General features: G+C 52.2%; 1 protein-coding gene. It reads right to left on the bottom strand.

Annotation, left to right across the window (positions count from 1 at the left end):
* Positions 1-284: 284 nt before the first annotated feature.
* On the bottom strand, positions 285-1,268 hold the full coding sequence (locus tag ABJK56_RS02400) for an IS481 family transposase (RefSeq protein WP_347243069.1): 984 nt from the start codon (positions 1,266-1,268) through the stop codon (positions 285-287).
* Positions 1,269-1,488 lie beyond the last annotated feature (220 nt).

A 1,488-nucleotide genomic window follows, 5' to 3' on the forward strand; every position in this document is an offset into this window, starting at 1 on the left:
TCAACCGTATATTTTAAAATGAGTTAAGTTGTCAAGGGGTTGACATAACGAGAATAATTACTGCTCCCCTTATTGACATGTTCCTGGTGAGCCCTTGAGGTTAACCTTAATCAAAGTGGCGCCGTTAGGGAAGTCTTGACGGCCGGGGTCCCCGCGTGTGGTACAATTGAGTGGCCGGCGGGGCATATGCATCACCATGACATGTTCCCGGAGCCGCCCCGTCGGTAGACAAAATCAACCACACGCGGGGTGGCAGTCAAGACCGCCACTTTGTTCCTTGTAAGTTACGCAGTGAGTTTCGGTGCCGGCAGAAAGAGTTGGTCCGGGTATGGTACAAAGAATGCCTCTGCCGGTGTCCTGCCCCTGGTACGACGACCCTGGTGGGGGCGCTTCCAGTTGTAATAGTACAGGTACCTGTCCAGGTCGGCCTGAAGCTCCTCCACGGAGGTGTACCTTTTCCACCTTAAGGCCACCTGGAAGAATTCCTGGTAGAGGGTTTGAACAAACCGTTCGGCGTAACCGTTGGTCCAGGGGTGCTTCACCTTGGTGGTCTTGTGCTTAATGCCCAAGATAAGGCATGTGGCGCCAAATAAATGTCCGTAGGTGGGTTCGGACGAACCGTATTCCCTGCCGTTATCCGTCAGGACCCGCTGTACCTTAACGCCCATGGATTGACAATCGCGGTGGACGTGAATTAGAAAGTCAGCAGCGGAATCGGCCGTCTTATCGGTGTAGAGCTTCGCCCAGCCATAGCTGCTGGCGCAGTCCACCCCAGCCTGGACGTACACTTTTCCGATTCCAGCCAGGCGGCCGATAAGCTTTCCGTCCTGGCTGACAAGGTAGCCTGGTACAGGGGCATGCACGTGCCGGTGCTGGCTGGCCTCCTTGTCTAACTCCCAGGCTGTTTTCTCCTGGGGAGGCTGCAGGGAGTCAATCCATTTCAGGCGGTCGCGCCTGGTATTGAGGCCATTTCGTTTAAGCACCCCGTATACGGCGGTTTCGCCGACTTTAATGCCGCCTTTTTTTAGTTCGGCGCTGATCCTTTTTGGGCCGTAAGCAGGGTGGTCCTGGACAAAAGCCAAAATGGCTTCCTCAACGTCCGGCGGAGTTTGGTTGGGCCTGATGCCCGGTACACGTTCTTTATCATAAAGGCCAGCCTCACCCTGTTCCTCATACCTTTCTAAAAATTTGTAGAAGGTGGTGTGAGACATCTGGCATTTGCTGGCTATTTCTCTGCGCGTATAAACTTTTCTCTGGTCGAGTTTCATGGCTTGCTTTCTGCAGCGTAATGCGATAGGATGAGTATACACAGCTGTTCCCCCTTATTCTGTTGGTGTGGCAGCTACCATTATAAGGGGAGCAGTGTGTGTACTCAACCACCTGGGACAAGCCTGGGTGGTTGATTTATTTCCCAGTCAATTCCAATCTGTCAACCCATATCCAACTTAGCACAGGTAATATTATATTACTGATATTATAATAAATCAT

Origin of the sequence: Thermogutta sp. (assembly GCF_039793925.1) — a bacterium.
Taxonomy (GTDB): Bacteria; Planctomycetota; Planctomycetia; order Pirellulales; family Thermoguttaceae; genus Thermogutta.